Source organism: Halorubrum sp. JWXQ-INN 858, assembly GCF_009806985.1.
In the GTDB taxonomy this organism is placed as follows: domain Archaea; phylum Halobacteriota; class Halobacteria; order Halobacteriales; family Haloferacaceae; genus Halorubrum.
The window spans coordinates 278,087-292,751 of the sequence record NZ_WUAX01000006.1; the positions used below are offsets into that span (position 1 = coordinate 278,087).

A 14,665-nucleotide genomic window follows, 5' to 3' on the forward strand; every position below is an offset into this window, starting at 1 on the left:
ACCCGATCGACGCTCAAAACGATCACACACGGCAGGATCGGGATCCGAAACGGGGGCACGAGGGCGATCGGATCCCTCCGAAATCGACGGACTGCGAGGCCTTGGAAGGGGCGCGGGCGGGACGACTCGGAACGACCGGGGACGATACGGACGGAACGGATCGGTAGGGTGGACCGACGCGGAACGGATCGGCGGGCGGACCGACGCGGAACGGATCGACGGGCGGACCGACGCGGAACGGATCGACGGGGCGGACCGGCGCAGAACGGATCGGTAGGGCGGATCGGCGCAGAACGGATCGACAGGGTGGACCGGCGCGGAACGGATCGGGGCGGCGAGCCGGAGCGCGGCCGTCATATATATACCCACCCTCCTGTTCCGGTGTGACATGAGCGACGATGGGGTCTTCACGTACAACGGCGGCGCGGTGCCGCCCGGTGAGACCCAGAACATCCGGTACGGAATCAGCGAGACGTACCTCGGGGACCCGGTCCGCATTCCGGTGACGATCATCAACGGGGAGCACGACGGCCCCACGGCGTTCCTCTCCGCGGCCGCGCACGGAGATGAGCTCAACGGCATCGAAGTCGTCCGCGAGGTCGCCCACGAGTGGGACCTCACGGGGCTCGCCGGGACGCTCGTCTGTCTGCCCGTCCTCAACGTGCCGGGCTTCCTCGCACAACAGCGGTACCTCCCCGTGTACGACCGCGACCTCAACCGGTCGTTCCCCGGCCAGCCGGAGTCGACGAGCTCGAAGCGGATGGCTCACCGGATCTACTCGAACTTCGTCGAGCCCTGCGACATCGGGCTCGACTTCCACACGTCGACGCGCGGGCGGACGAACATGCTCCACGTCCGCGGCGACATGACCGATCCTGACGTCCACCGGCTCGCGATGTCGTTCGGCTCCAGCGTGATCCTCGACAGCGACGGGCCGACCGGGACCCTCCGGCGGGAGGCGTCCGACGCCGGCGTTCCGACGATCACGATCGAGATGGGCGAGGCACACCGCTTCCAGCGGACGCTGATCGACGACGCGCTCTCCGGGGTTCGCTCGGTGTTCGCGGAGTACGGGATGCTCGAAACCGACATCGTCCGATGGCCGGGCTGGCGGACGATCGTCTCGGGGGCGGGCGAGAAGACGTGGCTCCGCGCGGACGCCGGCGGCATCGTCGACACCCACTACGAGAGCGGGTCGCTCGTCCACGAGGGCGACCGCATCGCCACCATCACCAACCCGTTCAAGCAGGACGCCATCGGCGTGGAGGCCCCGTTCACGGGGCTGTTGATCGGCGTCTTGGAGAACCCGGTGGTCTACCCGGGGAACCCGCTGTGTCACCTCGTCGAGATCAATGAGTCGACGCGCCGGGCACTGGAGAGCGAACAGTCGCCGCCGAATCCGAACGTCCGCTGAGGACGCCGTATCGACAGTATATTTATATACAGCGTCCAACCGTTCGGTATGAGCTTGGTCGTGGTGCCGGTACGGTACCCGCCGTCGTCGCACTCGGAGGCGACCCTCCGCGAGGCCACCCGTATCGCCACGGAGCGCGACGCGGACCTGACGGTCCTCCACGTGGACCTGTACCAGAACAGCCGCCACGTCACGCGGACGGAGCTGAAGCGGGCCGTCGAGCGGCGCATCGGCCCGCTCGAACGCGCCCGCTACGTCGTCCGCCGAGGGTTCCTCGTCGAGGAGACGATCCTCGAGGAGATCGCCGCCGAGGGGGCCGACGTCGTCGTCATCGGCTCGAAGCAGGCGGGACGGTGGCGGCGGATGGTCCAGAAGCTGCTCTCGGACCCCGACATCGACGCGTTCCTCCGCGAGAAGCTCGACTGTACGGTCGTCACCGTCGACGGGTGACCGGCGACGCCGAGCCGAAGCCGATCTTTTATATCACGAGTGGCCGTTCCGGCGTGCATGGGAATCGGCGATATCCTCAGCGGGCAGGAACTCACGATGCGACAGATCGGGATCATCATCATCGGATGGATCGTGCTCGTCTCCCTCATCTCGGTCCTGCTGCTCCTCTACACCCGGACGTTGCTGTAGCGCCGTCGGCTGGCCGTTCGACCTCGAACCGGTCAGGCGGGGTCGTCCGCGACCGTGCCCCGCCGCTCGTGTTCCATGACCGTCGCGATCCGCTCGGCGAGCGGCGCGCCGAACTCCCGCTCGACGAGGTATAAGGCGAGGTCGATCCCGGAGGTGACCCCGCCCGCGGTCACGAGGTCGCCGTCGTCGACGACGCGGGCCTCGACCACCTCCGCGCCGGAGTCGCGGAGCTCCGCCACCGCGCTCGCGTGGGTGATCGCCCGGCGGCCGTCGGTGATCCCGGCCTCGGCGAGCAACATCGCGCCGGTACAGACGGTGCCGATCCGGACCCCGGCATCGTGGTACTCCGCCAGCGCGCGCGGGACGTCGCCCTTCTTCGCCTCCGCCCACGCGCTCGCGTCCTCGTCGCGGGCGGTCCAGCCGCCGCCGGGGACGACGAGGAGGTCCGGCGCGTCAGCGGCGGACGGGTCCGGAAGGACGCCGTCGATCCCGACGCGCGTCCCGTGGCTCGCGGTCACCCAGTCGCGTTCGTCGAGCGTCACGTACCGGACGGCGAGCGAGCGCCCGTCGGCGTCGTCCTCGGCGAGGTAGCCGCCGGCGTAGTCGAACACTTCGTACGGGCCGATCCCGTCGAGTTCGTCGAACCCGTCGTACAGCAGCACGTCGACGTTCATGCCACCGGTAGGCCCGCGGCCGTCAAGTGCGTTGCCCACGCGGCGACGACGGCCGCGAGACCGTCCCGGGATCGGGACGGATCGACGGGGGGACCGTCGACGACGTTTATAAACGGGACGCAGGAGCATCGAAGGTACTTATAAGTGGAGGCAGGGTTTCGGTGGGGGTCCGGGGCGCCCAACGACGCGCCACGGCGGTGGCGTACCGCGACCGCACCTCGAACCTCCCCAACCTCGGCAGCGGACCGCCGTCGGAGCCGCTCGACGGCGGTCCGACTGCCTCCCTCGCGCGCGTCCGAGGGCTCCCGACGGTCGCCCTCGGGAGTCGCGCGCGCCACGGCCGTTTATCAGGGACGCCGCCTCCGCCGCGTCGGTCGGACGCTTTTTATAAGGTCTGCGCGACCGGTTCAGGACGGTTTATAAGGGGGTGGGGAGTCGGCCCGTTCGTCCATTCGGCTCGTCCGGGCCGTCCGAGCCGTCCGAGCCATCCGGGCCGTCCGAGCCGTCCGACCACCGGATCGCCCGAGCCGTCCGGATCGTCCGACTGCCGGACCGCTCGAGCCCTCCGACCGTCGGTTCACTCCTCGGGGTCCTCGCCGCGCGCCCGCTTGTACATCGCGAGCGCCGCCTCGCGGCGCTCGCCGTGGTCGACGATCGGGTCCGGGTACTCGGGGGCCGCGTTCGCCCGCTGGACGGCCATGAGGTCGGGCCACTCGTGGATCAGGTCGGCGTCGACGCCGCGGAGCTCGGGGACGTGCTCCGTGATGTACGTCGCGTCGGGGTCGTACCGCTCGCCCTGCGTGGTCGGGTTGAAGATCCGGAAGTACGGCTGCGCGTCGGTGCCCGTCGAGGCGGCCCACTGCCAGCCGCCGTTGTCGTTGGCGGTGTCGTGGTCGGCGAGCAGCTCGCGGAAGTGGTCGTAGCCGTGCCGCCAGTCGGCCAGCAGGTCCTTCGTGAGGAAGGAGGCGACGATCATCCGCACGCGGTTGTGCATGAAGCCCTCCGCGCGGAGCTGGCGCATCCCCGCGTCGACGATGGGGTACCCCGTCTCGCCCCGTTTCCACGCCGCGATCTCCGCGGGTTCGTCGCGCCACTCGATCCCCTCCTCGTACGACTTGTAGTTCGCCGTCACCACCTCGGGGTTGTGGTACAGCACCTGCGTGTAGAACTCCCGCCAGGCGAGCTGGCCCTGGAACTCCGCGACGGACTCGTCCGCGTCGTCTTCCGGCCGGTCCGCGGCGGCGTCCCTCGCGCGCTCGGTGGCGGCGTACACCTCGCGGACGCCGATCTCGCCGTACTTGAGGAACGTCGAGAGCCGCGAGGTCCCGTTCCGGACCGGGTAGTCGCGGTCGGCCGCGTAAGCGAACACGTCCGCGTCGAGGAACGCCTTGAGGCGCTCGCGCGCCGCGTCGGTCCCGGCCGGACCGAGGTCGGCGTCCGGCTCGGCGAACCCGAGCGCCGACGCGCTCGGGAGGTCACCGACCGCGACCGTGGCGTCCCCGTCGAGGCCGTTCCCGCCGTTGTCGAGGGCGTCGCCGCCGTCGACCCCGTCCCCGTTCCCGTCGAGGACCGCGTCACGAAGGGTCCCGGCGTCGACGAGGTCGGCGGCGTCGGGTGCCGGTCGGGGGGCCGCCTTCTCGCGGTCCCGCCACTTCTTCCAGTAGTACGAGTACACCGAGTAGGGGTCGCCCGCGTTCGTCCGGATCGCGTCCGGCGTGTGCAACACCGCGTCGTGGTGGGCCTCTCGGGGGACACCGACCTCGTTCAGCGCCCGGCGGACCCGGGCGTCGCGCTCCCGCGCGAGCCCGGAGTAATCGCGGTTCCACACGACCCCGTCCGCGCCGAGCCGGTCGGCGAGCGCCGGCAGGACCGTCGCGGGGTCGCCGCGGGCGACGAGCAGGTCGCTCCCGCGCTCGCGGTAGGCCGCCCTGAGCGCCGCCAGCCCGTCGAGCAGTCGTCGAACCCGGACGTCGCTCGCGTGCGCGAGCACGTCGTCGTCGAAGACGAAGACGGGGGCGACGGCGGATCGGTCGACGGCGGCCGCGATCCCGACGTTGTCGGCGACGCGTAGGTCCCGCCGGTGCCAGAACAGCTCCATGCGTCACCTGCGGACGGCACGCTCCTGAATCCATCGGGAACGGCGGTGAGGGCGGTAGCGCGACCGGTGGAGTCGGTCGGTTCGCTCGAGTTCAGATCTGCGTCACCCACGCCTTGTACCCGTCCTCGAGCCCGTACACCTCCCGGAACGCGCGCTCGATGAAGCCGGCGACGCGGTTCGCGTCCGACCGGGCGGTGACGACCGCGTTCGTCCCCTCGGCGTCCTCGGGGCTGACGAGCTCGTCGATCCGGAACTCGGGGAACGACCCGAGCAGCGACTTCAGCCGCTCCAGCTCCGCGTCGGTGCAGTCCAGGACGACCTCCGTGCCGGCGAGCTGGATCCACGGCGGGACCTCGCCGCCGTCGGTGACGTCGCTGTCGGGGTCGACGTCGACGGTCATCACCGCGCTCGACCGGCTCCGGTGGGCCGTCGCGGCGTCCGCGAACAGCTTCAGCCGCTCCGTCTCCGTCGCGGCATCGAATCGAGTCATGCGTACGGGTCCGCCGTACGAACCCTTAAAACGCGGAGGTCTCCGGGAACGGAGTTCCCGATCGGGCGGCGGTCCGAAGACCGTCATGCCGCCCGCACGGGACCCTGTCGTTCGCACGGGGCCTTGCCGCCCGCACGGAAGGTTCATAACCGTCCCGCGTGGTGTACGCCCGTATGGATGGCCCCCGATCGGACGAGTCCGATGCCGACCGGCGGGACACCTCCGATCCCCCCGACGCCCCTGCGACGAGCGGGGGCGATCGGGCGGGATGGAGCCGGGACGACCGAAGGGGATCGAGCGGGGACGGGGTCGCCTGGGGAGATGGAGACACGGATCCGGGCACCGTCCTCGTCGTCGACGACGAGCCGGGCGCGGCCGACCTCGCGGCGACCTACCTCGAGCGGATCCTCGACGGCGTCGAGACGGTCACGGCGACGGCCCCCGAGGACGCGCTGGAGTCGATCTGTGAGCGCCGCGTCGACTGCGTCGTCAGCGACTACGACATGCCCGGGATGAACGGGCTCGAACTCCTCCGGGACGTTCGGTCCGTCGCCGGCGACGTTCCGTTCGTGCTGTTCACGGGGAAGGGAAGCGAGGAGATCGCGAGCGAGGCGATCTCGGCGGGCGTGACCGACTACCTCCAGAAGGGGACGGGAACGGACCAGTACGCCGTGCTCGCCAACCGGGTGGAAAACGCCCTGTTGCGCCGCCGCGCCGAGGCCCGCTCGCGGGCCCGCGGCGAGACGATCGGGCGGTACGAGACCGTCCTCGCGACGCTTCGAGACCCCGTCTTCACCCTCGACGGGAGGGGGCGGATCGCGTACGTGAACCGCGCGCTCTGCCGGCTCACCGGCGCGCCCGCGTCCGACCTCCGCGGCAGCGATCCGGCGACGCTGTTCGAGGGACCGCCGCCGACCGCGCTCCGGTCGGCTGCCGGCGAGGGGGACGGCCACGAACCCGGAACTCACGACGGCCACGAACCCGGAACTCACGACGGCCACGAACCCGGCGCTCACGAAAGCCACGAGCCGGTCGGGTTCGACGTCCTCGTCCGGACGGCGGACGGCGGGGTCGTCGAGTGCGAGAGCCGCGTGAGTCGCGTTCGGGGGGACGAGGACGCCCTCGCGTGCGTCCTCCGGGACGTCAGCGACCGAGTCGGCGTCGAAACCGAGCTCACGGAGATCAACCGGAAGGTCACGGCGATCCACGAGTTCGCGTCGACGGTGTCGACCGCAACGACGGTCGCGGCGGTGTTCGAACACGTCGTCGACGCCGCCGAGCGGATCCTGGAGTTCGACCGGTGTATCACCGCACGCCGCGAGGGCGACTACGTCTATCCGGCGGCGCTCTCACGGGACGTCACGTCCTCGGAGGTCCGCCGGTTCGAGGTCGGCGAGGCGATCGCCGGGCGGACCGTCGCCGAGCGACGGACGTTCGTCATCGACGACTTCCACGACGAACACAGTGCGGACGCGAACGCGGCCGACCCGGTCGCGGACGACCTCCGCTCGGCGATCAGCGTGCCGATCGGCGAACACGGGGTGTTCCAGGCGGTGTCGAGCCGGATCGGGGAGTTCGACGGGACCGACGTCGAGTTCGCCGAGCTGATCGCCTCACACGCCGGGGACGCGATAGAGCAGATCCTGACCGAGACCGACCTCCGGACCGAACGCGACCGGCTCGCCGCGCTGTTCGACAACGTCCCGGTCCCGATCGCCCGGGTCGCGATCGATCCGGACGGCGAGAAGACGCTGGACGCGACGAACGAGGCGTTCGAGTCGACGTTCGGGTTCGCGGCCGACGAGGAGCCACACGCCACGCTGGTCGACGAGCTGATCCCCGAGGACGGGCGGCGGCTGCGCCCCGGGCCGGCCGCGGAGGTCGGCGAGCCCACCCAGTGGGAAGTCAGGCGGGTGACGACCGACGGCGCTCGGGACTTCCTGTTGAACGTGATCCCCACCGAGCGGAGCGACGGCGTCCTCGTGTACGCCGTCTACGCCGACATCGGCGAGCAGAAGCGCATCGAGCGGACGCTCCGCGGGCTCCACGAGACGACGCGGGAGATGTTCCTCGCGGAGGACCGGGAGGCGGTCGCGTGGGTCGCCACCCGTGCCGCGATCGACACCCTCGGGTTCCCCAGTAGCGGGGTCCGGCTGTACGACCCGGCGGCCGGGACGCTGCAACCGACGGCGATCAGCCGCGAGGCGACCGCCGTCATCGGCGACCGTCCGGCGTTCGGTCCCGGGGACGGGGTGATCTGGGACGCCTTCGGGACGGAGGAACCGGCGGTCGTCGACGACCTCGACGGGATCGACACCGCCGTCGAGTACGGCGACCTCCGGAGCCTCCTCGTCGTCCCGCTGGACGATCACGGGGTGATGCCGTTCGGGTCGACGGAGCCCGACTTCTTCGACGACACCGACGTCCAGCTCGCGCGCGTCCTCGCCGCGAACGTGGCGGTCGCGCTCGACCGCGCGGAGCGGACCGAACAGCTCCACGAGCGCGACGCGGCGCTCGAACGGGAGGTCGACCGGCTGGAGAAGTTCGCCGGCGTCGTCTCACACGACCTCCGCAACCCCCTCAACGTCGCCATGGGGCGGCTCGACCTCGCACGCGAGCGGGTCGACGGCGCCGACGTCCGGGCTGACCTCGACCGTGTCGCCGACGCGCACGACCGGATGAGCCGACTGATCGACGACCTGCTCGCGCTGGCCAGGCAGGGGAGGACCGTCAACGACCGGGAGCCGGTCGCGCTCGCGGCGGCGGCGACCGAGGCGTGGCGGACCGTCGAAACCGGAACGGCCGACCTCGACGCCCGCGACCCGGACGCGTCGGTCGAGGCGGACCCCGAGCGGCTCCGCACGCTGTTCGAGAACCTCTTCCGGAACGCGGTGGAACACGCCGCGACGGACGCCGACCCCGCGGTCCGGGTGACGGTCGGGCCCCTCGATGGTGAGGCCGGGTTCTACGTCGCCGACGACGGACCCGGGTTCGACGTCGACCCCGAGCGGGCGATGGAGTACGGCGTCAGCGGCCGCGACGACGGCACGGGGTTCGGGCTCGCGATCGTCCGCGAGATCGCGGCCGCACACGGGTGGACGGTGACCGTGGACGACGACGACGGTGCACGGTTCGAGTTCCTGACGGCCGACTGAGAGCGGATGGCCGTCGGGGCGGAGATGGGGGTGGATATGGGGCGGAGACGGGGCGGAGACGGGGCGGAGACGGGACGGGAACGAAGCGGTTCGCGACTGTCGTGCGCGACGGGTGCACGGCCGAGCCACGGTTAACCCGGCGGAACTCGCATCGGGAACATGGACGAGCGCGCATCCGAGCGACTCGCGTCGCTTCCCCCGAGCGCGAAGCTGGTGTACTACGTTCTCGACGCCGAGGGACGTCTGGATCAGACGGGGTTGGCCGCCGAGACGCGGCTGTCGACGCGGACCGTCCGGTTCGCCGTCGAGAAGCTCTCGGCGGCCGAGCTGGTCGACGAGGGATTCTGCCCCACCGACGCCCGCCGGTCCGTGTACGAGACGGCCCCGGGTCCCGACTCCGAGTCGGATCCCGACCCGACGGCCGCCGTGCGGACGGCCCCCGTCGACGACTGACGCCGAGGATCTTGCCCGGCGGTCGGATGCCTGTTCCGCTCAGTCCCTTCCCGGGCGGCGCGGTCGCCTTACTTCGTCGGGCCGGGGACGGCGAACACCGGGCGGTCGCTCGTGAGGATCGTCCCCTGGGTCACGCTCCCGAACACCGCCTTCCCCGCCGGCGACCGCTTGCGCCCGGAGAGACAGATAGCGTCGGCGTCGATGTCCTCGGCGGCCGCGACGAGCTCTTCCGCCGGCCTCCCGCTGGCCTCGTAGTGGACACAGGAGACGCCCGCGTCCTCGAGGAGCGTCCGCGCCCGGCGGACGGCCGCCAGCTGGTGGACCGACGCGCCCTCGGGGTTGTCGCCGAACACGTGACAGAGGTGTGCGGTCACGTCCTCGCTCGCGGCGGGGAGGGCCGCGATGGCCTCGGCCTGTGCGATCGCTCGGTCCTCGTCGACATCGATCCCCACGAGTACTCGATACATACCTCCCCGTTCGATCGACCGGCACATAAGTGATCGTGGGAGGACACGTGGGGGAGGGCGACCGCGCCGACCTTCGCGCCCCTGTTTTTACCCGATGCCGACGAACGGGCGGTCGTGATAACGATCAAAGACACCGTCCACGACCACATCGAGATCGACGGCGTCGCCGCCGACCTCCTCGACACGCCGGCGGTACAGCGGCTCCGGCACGTCAAACAGCTCGGCACGGTCCAGCTCGTCTATCCGTCGGCTAACCACACGCGGTTCGAGCACAGCCTCGGCGTCTACCACCTCGCGCGGCAGGCGCTCGAGCACCTCGGGATCGGCGGCAAGCGGGCCGACCGGATCGAGGCGGCCGCGATGGTCCACGACGTGGGACACGGCCCGTTCAGCCACAACCTGGAGGCGCTCACCCACCGCCGGACCGGGAAGTACCACGACGACGTCGAGGGGCTGTTGGCCCGCGGCGCGGTCGGCGACGTCCTCCGCGACCACGACCTCGACCCGTCCCGGATCGCCGGCCTCGTCGCGGGCGAGGGGCGCTACGCGGGGCTGGTCTCGGGTGAACTCGACGTCGATCGGATGGACTACCTCGTGCGCGACGCGTATCACACCGGCGTCCCGTACGGGACGATAGACACCGAGCGATTCGTCCGTGAGCTGGCGTTCACGACGGTCGACGGCGACGGGCCCCGGCTCGTGTTGGACGAGGGGAACGTCCAGACCGCCGAGAGCCTCCTCCTGGCGCGCGCGCTGATGAACCCGGTCGTCTACACCCACCACGTCGCGCGGATCTCGAAGGCGATGCTGCGTGACGGGGCGGCGACGCTGCTCGACGCGACGGAGACGACGGCGGCGGAGCTCCGTCGCATGGACGACCACGACTTCCTCGTCGCGCTCCGCTCGTGTCCGGACACCGCGCCGATCGCCCGGCGGTACGACGAGCGGGACCTCTACAAGCTGGCGGTCTGGGCGGAGTACGACGACGTCCCCGAGCGGGTCCACGACGCGGAGCACGAAACCATCGTCGCGCTCGAACGCGAGATCGCCGCGGAGGCCGGCGTCGATCGCGACGCCGTCGTGCTCGACGTCCCGCCGGAGCCCTCGATGCGGGAGTCGAGCGCCCGCGTGACCGTCAACGGGGAGGTCCGGCGGCTGGAGCGACAGTCGCCGCTCGTCTCGGCGCTCCGGACCGTCCAGCGGAACCAGTGGCGGCTCGGCGTGTACGCCCCCGCGCCGGCGACCGACCGGGTCGGGCGAGCCGCCGCCGACGTGTTGGACCTCGACCCCGACGGGCTCGTGAGCGAGGTGCGGCGGGGGATGTCGACCACCCTCGACGAGTTCGAGTGACCGCCGGACGGGAGGGGACGGCAGGGTCGTCGCGGGTCGTGACGTTTTAACCCCCCGCTGTCGACCACCCGCGTATGCACGTCGAGGGGACCGTACTGGTCGGGCGCGGGTTCGAGCCGGTCGAGGGGCGGGTCGTCGTCGCAGACGGGGAGATCGTCGCGATCGAGGAGTGCGAGACCGACAGCGACGACGTGGTCCTCCCGGCGTTCGTCAACGCACACACGCACATCGGCGACTCCATCGCCAAGGAGGCCGGCGAGGGGCTCTCGCTCGACGAGCTGGTCGCCCCGCCGGACGGGCTCAAACACCGGCTCCTCCGGGCGGCGAGCCACGAGGAGAAGGTGGCCGCGATGGCGCGGACCCTCCGTTACATGGAGTCGACCGGAACCGGCACGTTCCTCGAGTTCCGCGAGGGGGGCGTCGACGGCGTCGCGGCCCTCCGCGACGCGCTGGCCGGCGAGGGCGTCCCGTTCGGCGAGCGCGACGTCGAGGCGGTCGTGTTCGGTCGCGACGACCCCGACGTCCTGTCGGTCGCGGACGGCTACGGCGCGTCCGGCGCGCGCGACGCCGACTTCGACGCCGTTCGCTCCGAGACCCGGCGGGCGGGGAAGCTGTTCGGGATCCACGCGGGCGAGCGCGACGCCGACGACGTTAACCCCGCGATGGACCTCGAGCCCGACTTCCTCGTTCACATGGTCCACGCCGAGGCGATCCACCTCGACCGGCTGGCGGACCGCGGGACGCCCGTCGTCGTCTGTCCGCGGTCCAACCTCGTGACGAACGTCGGGGTCCCCCCGATCCGCGAGCTGGTCGAGCGCACCACGGTCGCGCTCGGCACCGACAACGTGATGCTCGACTCGCCGTCGATGTTCCGCGAGATGGAGTTCGCCGCCAAGCTCGCGGACCTGCCCGCGAGGGAGGTGCTCCGGATGGCGACGGTCAACGGGGCGGCGATCGCGGGGCTCAACCGCGGCGTCATCGAGGAGGGAGCCGACGCCCGCCTCCTCGTGCTCGACGGCGACTCCGACAACCTCGCCGGTGCACGCGACCTCGTCCGGGCGATCGTCCGCCGGGCGGGGGCGGCCGACGTCGAGCGCGTCGTCCTCGGGTGAGCCGGTAGCCACGGGTCGGGCCGAGTAGCCGACCGCGGGGCCGCTCGAGAGGCGAGCCACAGATTGAAGCGTGGGAAGCCCGTGCGCTCCGGTATGCTCCCGAGCGCCACCGGAACCGGTGTGCTCCTGCAGGCGCTCGGCGTGCCCCTGATCCTGCTGTTGTTTTACGTCGACGGGATGATCGTCGGGAAGGTCACGCCGCCGGCCGCGCTGTACGTCGCGTACGTGGCGCTGGTCGCCCCGGAAAACGCCGTGCTCGTGGCCGTCGCGGCCGGATGCGTCATCGCCGCCACGCTCGGCCAGTGGACCATCTACCGCGGCTTCAACGAGGACAGCCCGGAGTTCGTCGGGATCCGGCGGGCGGTTCCGTACGTCGACCGGATCCCCGCCGTCGTGAAGAGGCGTATCGGCCAGCGACGGATGGACGTCGTGAGCGGGCTGTTCGATCGCTTCGGTGGGGCCGGGATCGCCGTCACGAACGCGGTTCCGGGGATCCGGAGCCTGATGGCCGTCCCGGCCGGGCTGAGCGGCTATCCTCGCTGGCGGTTCCTCGCGTTCGCGACGGTCGGCAACGTCGGCTATCTCGTCCTGCTCACCGCGATCGCCCGGGGGGCGGTCACCGTCGTCGGGTTCGCGCCGGGCGGCTGACCGCCGACGGCAGAACGCGTCGGGCCGGCGGCGATCGGGTGCCGATCGGACGGGGCCGGCCGCCGTCGGCGGTGATGAGGTCGACGTGACGGGGGCGGAGAGCAACCGTTTAGTCGTTGGCTCGACGCCGATACCGCATGCACGCCATCACCCGATCCGGGTGGATCGAGGTCGTCTCCGGGTCGATGTTCTCCGGGAAGACCGAGGAGCTCCTCCGGCGGCTCCGGCGGGCGGAGATCGCCGAACAGTCCGTCGCCGTTTATAAACCAGCGATCGATGATCGCTACGGCGAGGCGACGATCGGCACGCACAACGGCCGTCAGTGGGAGGCGACGGTCGTCGACGCCGAAGGCGACGGCCCGCTGGCGATCGTCGACGACGCCGGCGACGCGGCGGTCGTCGCGATCGACGAGGCGAACTTCTTCTCGCCCGCGCTCGTCGACGCGTGCAACGCGCTCGCGGACCGCGGCGCACGGGTCATCGTCACGGGAACCGACCAGACGTTCCGCGGCGAGCCGTTCGAACCTCTGCCGCGGCTGATGGCGGTCGCGGAGTACGTCGACAAACTGCGAGCGATCTGTTCGTGCTGTGGCGAGCCGGCGACACGGAACCAGCGACTGATCGGCGGCGAGCCCGCCCACGTCGACGACCCGACGATACTCGTCGGGGCCGAGGAGTCCTACGAGGCGCGGTGTCGCGACTGCCACGTGCTTCGGACGGGCGAGCGGGGCGGAGACGACCGCCGCCGGGAACGTCCCGACGCGGGGCAGTCGTCAGCAGGCACGGGGCAGTCGTCAGCAGACGTGGATCAGTCGTCGTCCGGCGGGGGCGGATCATCGCCCGACGCCTCCTGATACACCCAGAGGTGTCCCTGTCCGTCGGGGAGGTCGATCGGCTGGTACGTCCGTCGGAACGCGCCCCCGTCCGCCAGCGGGAGCCGCTCGTCCCGGACGGGGCGGCGCTCGGCGACGACCGTCGCGATCCGGTCGACGAACCCCTCCGGGTCGGCGAACGCGCCGCCGACCCGTTCCGCGAAGCGCTCGCAGTCCGCGCCGACGGCGTCCGCCGGCGCCCCGTCGATGTCGAACAGGTCGTAGAGCTGTTGGTTAATCGCGATGACGCGCCGGTCGGCGTCCTCCGCGAGCATCCCGACCGGGAGGGTGTCGCAGATCGTCGAGAGAACGGCGTTCGTCCGCGTTATTTCCCGTTTTCTCGCCTCCCGTTCGGTGATGTCCTCGAACTGTGAGACGACGCTGATGACCGCTCCGTCCGCGTCGGTCACCACCTGGTTATGCCAGGCGCAACGGATCCGCTCGCCGGTCGCGGTCACGTTGTCGTTCACGCTCCGGTAGCCGCCCGCCTCCGCGAGGAGCTGTCGCTCCACCTCCGCGACGTGCCGGCGCGCCTCCTCCGGGACGAACGGCAGCCACGTCCCCCCGACGAGGTCGTCGGCGTCGTAGCCGAGGATCGACTCGGCGGCGGCGTTCACGCGGACGATCCGGAACCGCTCGTCGTACTCGATCGTGCCCAGCGGCGACTGGTCGATGAACCGCGAGAGGCGTTCCTGGCTCGCGGCCAGCGCGCGCCGCGAACGGTACTGCTCGACCGCGTTCCGGACCCGGTTGGCGAGCACGGCGTACTGGTCCGTTCCCGTTCCCTTCTGGATGTAGTCGGTCACGCCCGCCGAGATCGCCTCGCTCGCGATCTCCTCGCTCCCCTTCCCCGTGAACAGCACGAACGGGATCTCCGAATCGATCTCGCGGGCCCGTTCGAGGAACTCCAGCCCGTTCATCCCGGGCATGTCGTAGTCGCTGACGACGCAGTCGAACGGCTCGTCGACGAGCGCCTCGAGCGCCGCCCGGGGGCTGGCCTCGGTCCGGACCGTGAACGAGCCGTCGACCCGGGCGAGGAACGCCGCGGTGAGCTCCGCGAAGTCCGGCTCGTCGTCGACGTGGAGGAGCCGAACCGCGGACGGCCGCCCGGGCGACTGCCCGTAAGGATCGGCCCCGTGCATACAGTCCGTCCGCGTCGGCGATCACATATATGTTTGTATCGGTGACTGTTTCCGGCTCGACGGCGGAAACGGGGGTCGTCCGTGCCGAAACGGGATCTCCCCGTGCCGAAACCGAGCGTAATCCGCACCCCCGCGAAACATACCACACAAA

Annotated in this window: 14 protein-coding genes; 9 read left to right on the top strand and 5 right to left on the bottom strand. The window is 71.0% G+C overall.

What is annotated here, in order from left to right:
* Positions 1-388 precede the first annotated feature (388 nt).
* Genes GRS48_RS04690 through GRS48_RS15310 form a run of 3 tightly spaced genes read left to right on the top strand, consistent with a single transcriptional unit; the run spans position 389 to position 2,053 of the window.
* Positions 389-1,414, top strand: a complete 1,026-nt coding sequence (locus GRS48_RS04690; protein ID WP_159484021.1) for a succinylglutamate desuccinylase/aspartoacylase family protein — start codon at positions 389-391, stop codon at positions 1,412-1,414.
* 48 nt (positions 1,415-1,462) lie between these two features.
* Positions 1,463-1,864, top strand: a complete 402-nt coding sequence (locus GRS48_RS04695; RefSeq protein ID WP_159484023.1) for a universal stress protein — start codon at positions 1,463-1,465, stop codon at positions 1,862-1,864.
* Between the two features lie 57 nt (positions 1,865-1,921).
* Entirely contained in the window at positions 1,922-2,053 is a 132-nt protein-coding gene (locus GRS48_RS15310) for a hypothetical protein (protein ID WP_255473053.1), read from the top strand.
* A gap of 32 nt (positions 2,054-2,085) precedes the next feature.
* Here the strand turns inward: GRS48_RS15310 and GRS48_RS04700 are convergent, their stop codons facing one another.
* From GRS48_RS04700 to GRS48_RS04710, 3 genes are all read right to left on the bottom strand, one after another.
* Positions 2,086-2,727, bottom strand: a complete 642-nt coding sequence (locus GRS48_RS04700) for a DJ-1/PfpI family protein (RefSeq protein ID WP_159484025.1) — start codon at positions 2,725-2,727, stop codon at positions 2,086-2,088.
* A gap of 577 nt (positions 2,728-3,304) precedes the next feature.
* Positions 3,305-4,825 (bottom strand): deoxyribodipyrimidine photo-lyase, encoded by a 1,521-nt coding sequence (locus tag GRS48_RS04705; protein ID WP_159484027.1) that lies wholly within the window; start codon positions 4,823-4,825, stop codon positions 3,305-3,307.
* 91 nt (positions 4,826-4,916) lie between these two features.
* Positions 4,917-5,315 carry a hypothetical protein gene (locus GRS48_RS04710; RefSeq protein ID WP_159484029.1) on the bottom strand — a complete coding sequence of 133 codons (399 nt, stop codon included), beginning with the start codon at positions 5,313-5,315 and terminating at the stop codon, positions 4,917-4,919.
* A 173-nt stretch (positions 5,316-5,488) separates the two neighbouring features.
* On the opposite strand from GRS48_RS04710, the gene GRS48_RS04715 reads away from it, so the two are divergent.
* Positions 5,489-8,470, top strand: a complete 2,982-nt coding sequence (locus GRS48_RS04715) for a GAF domain-containing protein (protein WP_159484031.1) — start codon at positions 5,489-5,491, stop codon at positions 8,468-8,470.
* Between the two features lie 159 nt (positions 8,471-8,629).
* Entirely contained in the window at positions 8,630-8,923 is a 294-nt protein-coding gene (locus GRS48_RS04720; RefSeq protein ID WP_235027990.1) for a helix-turn-helix domain-containing protein, read from the top strand.
* Between the two features lie 68 nt (positions 8,924-8,991).
* On the opposite strand, the gene GRS48_RS04725 is transcribed toward GRS48_RS04720, so the two are convergent.
* The gene (locus tag GRS48_RS04725; RefSeq protein WP_159484033.1) at positions 8,992-9,390 is read right to left on the bottom strand and encodes a universal stress protein; all 399 of its coding nucleotides are present in this window, start codon (positions 9,388-9,390) and stop codon (positions 8,992-8,994) included.
* Between the two features lie 114 nt (positions 9,391-9,504).
* On the opposite strand from GRS48_RS04725, the gene GRS48_RS04730 reads away from it, so the two are divergent.
* From GRS48_RS04730 to GRS48_RS04745, 4 genes are all read left to right on the top strand, one after another.
* Complete coding sequence (locus GRS48_RS04730) at positions 9,505-10,740, top strand: HD domain-containing protein (protein WP_321168294.1); 1,236 nt, start codon at positions 9,505-9,507, stop codon at positions 10,738-10,740.
* Between the two features lie 74 nt (positions 10,741-10,814).
* Positions 10,815-11,852 carry an amidohydrolase family protein gene (locus GRS48_RS04735; protein WP_159484035.1) on the top strand — a complete coding sequence of 346 codons (1,038 nt, stop codon included), beginning with the start codon at positions 10,815-10,817 and terminating at the stop codon, positions 11,850-11,852.
* Between the two features lie 93 nt (positions 11,853-11,945).
* The gene (locus tag GRS48_RS04740; RefSeq protein WP_159484037.1) at positions 11,946-12,500 is read left to right on the top strand and encodes a DedA family protein; all 555 of its coding nucleotides are present in this window, start codon (positions 11,946-11,948) and stop codon (positions 12,498-12,500) included.
* A 137-nt stretch (positions 12,501-12,637) separates the two neighbouring features.
* On the top strand, positions 12,638-13,354 hold the full coding sequence (locus GRS48_RS04745) for a thymidine kinase (protein WP_159484040.1): 717 nt from the start codon (positions 12,638-12,640) through the stop codon (positions 13,352-13,354).
* Here GRS48_RS04745 and GRS48_RS04750 read toward each other — a convergent pair.
* Positions 13,309-14,514: a PAS domain S-box protein gene (locus GRS48_RS04750; protein WP_159484042.1), complete on the bottom strand. Its 1,206-nt coding sequence runs from the start codon at positions 14,512-14,514 to the stop codon at positions 13,309-13,311. The two genes, GRS48_RS04745 and GRS48_RS04750, sit on opposite strands and share 46 nt — an antisense overlap.
* Between the last annotated feature and the right edge of the window lie 151 nt (positions 14,515-14,665).